General features: G+C 56.5%; 7 protein-coding genes. All 7 read left to right on the forward strand.

Translation table 11 applies throughout. The features are described from left to right. Positions 1-303 precede the first annotated feature (303 nt). The 7 genes from aadB to AOZ49_RS31355 all read left to right on the forward strand — a co-directional run bounded on the left by aadB (position 304) and on the right by AOZ49_RS31355 (position 4,479). Positions 304-837, forward strand: a complete 534-nt coding sequence (aadB, locus tag AOZ49_RS31340) for an aminoglycoside nucleotidyltransferase ANT(2'')-Ia (protein ID WP_000381802.1) — start codon at positions 304-306, stop codon at positions 835-837. 69 nt (positions 838-906) lie between these two features. After that, a complete protein-coding gene (gene blaOXA / locus AOZ49_RS32230; protein WP_082380665.1) occupies positions 907-1,734 on the forward strand; it encodes an OXA-2 family class D beta-lactamase in 828 nt (275 codons plus the stop codon). A 49-nt stretch (positions 1,735-1,783) separates the two neighbouring features. Further along, positions 1,784-2,029 (forward strand): DUF1010 domain-containing protein, encoded by a 246-nt coding sequence (locus tag AOZ49_RS31345; RefSeq protein WP_082380666.1) that lies wholly within the window; start codon positions 1,784-1,786, stop codon positions 2,027-2,029. Between the two features lie 98 nt (positions 2,030-2,127). After that, the gene (qacG2, locus tag AOZ49_RS32235) at positions 2,128-2,460 is read left to right on the forward strand and encodes a quaternary ammonium compound efflux SMR transporter QacG2 (RefSeq protein ID WP_082380667.1); all 333 of its coding nucleotides are present in this window, start codon (positions 2,128-2,130) and stop codon (positions 2,458-2,460) included. 210 nt (positions 2,461-2,670) lie between these two features. Beyond that, a complete protein-coding gene (locus tag AOZ49_RS32240) occupies positions 2,671-3,018 on the forward strand; it encodes a quaternary ammonium compound efflux SMR transporter QacE delta 1 (protein WP_000679427.1) in 348 nt (115 codons plus the stop codon). Further along, positions 3,012-3,851 carry a sulfonamide-resistant dihydropteroate synthase Sul1 gene (gene sul1 / locus AOZ49_RS31350; RefSeq protein WP_000259031.1) on the forward strand — a complete coding sequence of 280 codons (840 nt, stop codon included), beginning with the start codon at positions 3,012-3,014 and terminating at the stop codon, positions 3,849-3,851. The genes AOZ49_RS32240 and sul1 overlap by 7 nt, the downstream gene beginning before the upstream one ends. A gap of 127 nt (positions 3,852-3,978) precedes the next feature. After that, the gene (locus tag AOZ49_RS31355; RefSeq protein ID WP_000376623.1) at positions 3,979-4,479 is read left to right on the forward strand and encodes a GNAT family N-acetyltransferase; all 501 of its coding nucleotides are present in this window, start codon (positions 3,979-3,981) and stop codon (positions 4,477-4,479) included. The last annotated feature ends 368 nt before the right edge of the window (positions 4,480-4,847 follow it).

Below are 4,847 nucleotides of genomic sequence, written 5' to 3' on the forward strand. Positions count from 1 at the left end.
GGCATGCTCAACCACCATTTCGCAGCAGCCGCCTGATCGGCGCAGAGCGACAGCCTACCTCTGACTGCCGCCAATCTTTGCAACAGAGCCCGCTCACGCAACTGGTCCAGAACCTTGACCGAACGCAGCGGTGGTAACGGTGCAGTGCTGGTTTTCATGGCTTGTTATGACTGTTTTGTTGTACAGTCTATGCCTCGGGCATCCAAGCAGCAAGCGCGTTACGCCGTGGGTCGATGTTTGATGTTATGGAGCAGCAACGATGTTACGCAGCAGGGCAGTCGCCCTAAAACAAAGTTAGGCCGCATGGACACAACGCAGGTCACATTGATACACAAAATTCTAGCTGCGGCAGATGAGCGAAATCTGCCGCTCTGGATCGGTGGGGGCTGGGCGATCGATGCACGGCTAGGGCGTGTAACACGCAAGCACGATGATATTGATCTGACGTTTCCCGGCGAGAGGCGCGGCGAGCTCGAGGCAATAGTTGAAATGCTCGGCGGGCGCGTCATGGAGGAGTTGGACTATGGATTCTTAGCGGAGATCGGGGATGAGTTACTTGACTGCGAACCTGCTTGGTGGGCAGACGAAGCGTATGAAATCGCGGAGGCTCCGCAGGGCTCGTGCCCAGAGGCGGCTGAGGGCGTCATCGCCGGGCGGCCAGTCCGTTGTAACAGCTGGGAGGCGATCATCTGGGATTACTTTTACTATGCCGATGAAGTACCACCAGTGGACTGGCCTACAAAGCACATAGAGTCCTACAGGCTCGCATGCACCTCACTCGGGGCGGAAAAGGTTGAGGTCTTGCGTGCCGCTTTCAGGTCGCGATATGCGGCCTAACAATTCGTCCAAGCCGACGCCGCTTCGCGGCGCGGCTTAACTCAGGTGTTGGGCATTAAGGAAAAGTTAATGGCAATCCGAATCTTCGCGATACTTTTCTCCATTTTTTCTCTTGCCACTTTCGCGCATGCGCAAGAAGGCACGCTAGAACGTTCTGACTGGAGGAAGTTTTTCAGCGAATTTCAAGCCAAAGGCACGATAGTTGTGGCAGACGAACGCCAAGCGGATCGTGCCATGTTGGTTTTTGATCCTGTGCGATCGAAGAAACGCTACTCGCCTGCATCGACATTCAAGATACCTCATACACTTTTTGCACTTGATGCAGGCGCTGTTCGTGATGAGTTCCAGATTTTTCGATGGGACGGCGTTAACAGGGGCTTTGCAGGCCACAATCAAGACCAAGATTTGCGATCAGCAATGCGGAATTCTACTGTTTGGGTGTATGAGCTATTTACAAAGGAAATTGGTGATGACAAAGCTCGGCGCTATTTGAAGAAAATCGACTATGGCAACGCCGATCCTTCGACAAGTAATGGCGATTACTGGATAGAAGGCAGCCTTGCAATCTCGGCGCAGGAGCAAATTGCATTTCTCAGGAAGCTCTATCGTAACGAGCTGCCCTTTCGGGTAGAACATCAGCGCTTGGTCAAGGATCTCATGATTGTGGAAGCCGGTCGCAACTGGATACTGCGTGCAAAGACGGGCTGGGAAGGCCGTATGGGTTGGTGGGTAGGATGGGTTGAGTGGCCGACTGGCTCCGTATTCTTCGCACTGAATATTGATACGCCAAACAGAATGGATGATCTTTTCAAGAGGGAGGCAATCGTGCGGGCAATCCTTCGCTCTATTGAAGCGTTACCGCCCAACCCGGCAGTCAACTCGGACGCTGCGCGATAAAACCGCGCAGCGCCGGTTACTTCAACGTTAGTCCCATCACCCCCTCTTTATGCGCGCAGCCACTTGTTCCAGCGCTTGGCCCTGCTCCAAAGGCTTTCAAGCCTTTTTGGCCTCCAGCGCCTTTGTAGCAAGCGCCACCAGCTATCATTCTTGCAGCGCTGCGCCGCTCTCGTGGCCCAGCGCTTTTTCGTGGGCTGCGCCCTGGTCCAAGTCCGGGCGCTCCCTTTTGGCCTTCGCGTCTAACCCTGCGTTCAAGCCGACCCGCCTACGGCGGGCGGCTTACCTTGGCCGTTAGATGCTTTGCTGTGCGCACAAATTTCGGCCAGCAACAAGACTGTTTTTTTTCTTAAATCGAACCTAAAATTTCTTCGCGGAACTCCATGGAGAAATATTTTGAAAAATTGGTTATTTATGGCTACGGCCATTATTTCTGAGGTCATTGCAACCTCTGCGCTCAAGCCTAGTGAGGGCTTTACTAGGTTAGTACCGTCTTTTATCGTCGTAGCGGGATACGCTGCTGCTTTTTATTTCCTGTCGCTGACACTCAAATCGATTCCTGTTGGAATCGCCTACGCAGTTTGGTCGGGCCTCGGGATCGTCTTGGTCACTGCGATTGCATGGGTTTTGCATGGTCAAAAACTAGATATGTGGGGATTTGTTGGTGTCGGCTTCATTATCAGCGGCGTTGCTGTGCTCAACTTGCTATCTAAGGCAAGTGTTCACTAAAACGGTCGCATCTAACCATTCCGTCGAGAGGGACCGCCCACAAGCTGCGCTTGCGGGTTCCCTTCGCGGCTTCGCCGCTACGGCGGCCCCTCACGTCAAACGTTAGATGCACTAAGCACATAATTGCTCACAGCCAAACTATCAGGTCAAGTCTGCTTTTATTATTTTTAAGCGTGCATAATAAGCCCTACACAAATTGGGAGATATATCATGAAAGGCTGGCTTTTTCTTGTTATCGCAATAGTTGGCGAAGTAATCGCAACATCCGCATTAAAATCTAGCGAGGGCTTTACTAAGCTTGCCCCTTCCGCCGTTGTCATAATCGGTTATGGCATCGCATTTTATTTTCTTTCTCTGGTTCTGAAATCCATCCCTGTCGGTGTTGCTTATGCAGTCTGGTCGGGACTCGGCGTCGTCATAATTACAGCCATTGCCTGGTTGCTTCATGGGCAAAAGCTTGATGCGTGGGGCTTTGTAGGTATGGGGCTCATAATTGCTGCCTTTTTGCTCGCCCGATCCCCATCGTGGAAGTCGCTGCGGAGGCCGACGCCATGGTGACGGTGTTCGGCATTCTGAATCTCACCGAGGACTCCTTCTTCGATGAGAGCCGGCGGCTAGACCCCGCCGGCGCTGTCACCGCGGCGATCGAAATGCTGCGAGTCGGATCAGACGTCGTGGATGTCGGACCGGCCGCCAGCCATCCGGACGCGAGGCCTGTATCGCCGGCCGATGAGATCAGACGTATTGCGCCGCTCTTAGACGCCCTGTCCGATCAGATGCACCGTGTTTCAATCGACAGCTTCCAACCGGAAACCCAGCGCTATGCGCTCAAGCGCGGCGTGGGCTACCTGAACGATATCCAAGGATTTCCTGACCCTGCGCTCTATCCCGATATTGCTGAGGCGGACTGCAGGCTGGTGGTTATGCACTCAGCGCAGCGGGATGGCATCGCCACCCGCACCGGTCACCTTCGACCCGAAGACGCGCTCGACGAGATTGTGCGGTTCTTCGAGGCGCGGGTTTCCGCCTTGCGACGGAGCGGGGTCGCTGCCGACCGGCTCATCCTCGATCCGGGGATGGGATTTTTCTTGAGCCCCGCACCGGAAACATCGCTGCACGTGCTGTCGAACCTTCAAAAGCTGAAGTCGGCGTTGGGGCTTCCGCTATTGGTCTCGGTGTCGCGGAAATCCTTCTTGGGCGCCACCGTTGGCCTTCCTGTAAAGGATCTGGGTCCAGCGAGCCTTGCGGCGGAACTTCACGCGATCGGCAATGGCGCTGACTACGTCCGCACCCACGCGCCTGGAGATCTGCGAAGCGCAATCACCTTCTCGGAAACCCTCGCGAAATTTCGCAGTCGCGACGCCAGAGACCGAGGGTTAGATCATGCCTAGCATTCACCTTCCGGCCGCCCGCTAGCGGACCCTGGTCAGGTTCCGCGAAGGTGGGCGCAGACATGCTGGGCTCGTCAGGATCAAACTGCACTATGAGGCGGCGGTTCATACCGCGCCAGGGGAGCGAATGGACAGCGAGGAGCCTCCGAACGTTCGGGTCGCCTGCTCGGGTGATATCGACGAGGTTGTGCGGCTGATGCACGACGCTGCGGCGTGGATGTCCGCCAAGGGAACGCCCGCCTGGGACGTCGCGCGGATCGACCGGACATTCGCGGAGACCTTCGTCCTGAGATCCGAGCTCCTAGTCGCGAGTTGCAGCGACGGCATCGTCGGCTGTTGCACCTTGTCGGCCGAGGATCCCGAGTTCTGGCCCGACGCCCTCAAGGGGGAGGCCGCATATCTGCACAAGCTCGCGGTGCGACGGACACATGCGGGCCGGGGTGTCAGCTCCGCGCTGATCGAGGCTTGCCGCCATGCCGCGCGAACGCAGGGGTGCGCCAAGCTGCGGCTCGACTGCCACCCGAACCTGCGTGGCCTATACGAGCGGCTCGGATTCACCCACGTCGACACTTTCAATCCCGGCTGGGATCCAACCTTCATCGCAGAACGCCTAGAACTCGAAATCTAACGTCCGTTCGGGCATCGAGGTCCATGTCGGGGTGGGACGGGCCCGTGGCTTCAAGATCACTTGCAGTCCGACCGCGATGTCTTGGTTGCGCGAGAGGTTGTCGATATCCTCCACTTCCATCATCAACCCTGGATAATGCCGCCGCCGTCATCGCCGCCGACGCCCGTGCCGGGCTTTTCGGGCCTGTCAGGCTTGCTCGGCCTTCAGCCTGCCTGGGCGAGATCTCCGGCGGACGGATTAACGGCGGAGCTTCGCCGCCTTTCGTGCGTGTGAAGGCCGAAGATGGCTCTGTTGCAAAAATCGTGAAGCTTGAGCATGCTTGGCGGAGATTGGACGGACGGAACGATGACGGATTTCAAGTGGCGCCA

The organism is Achromobacter sp. 2789STDY5608615 (assembly GCF_001298995.1).
GTDB lineage: Bacteria > Pseudomonadota > Gammaproteobacteria > Burkholderiales > Burkholderiaceae_B > Achromobacter > Achromobacter insuavis.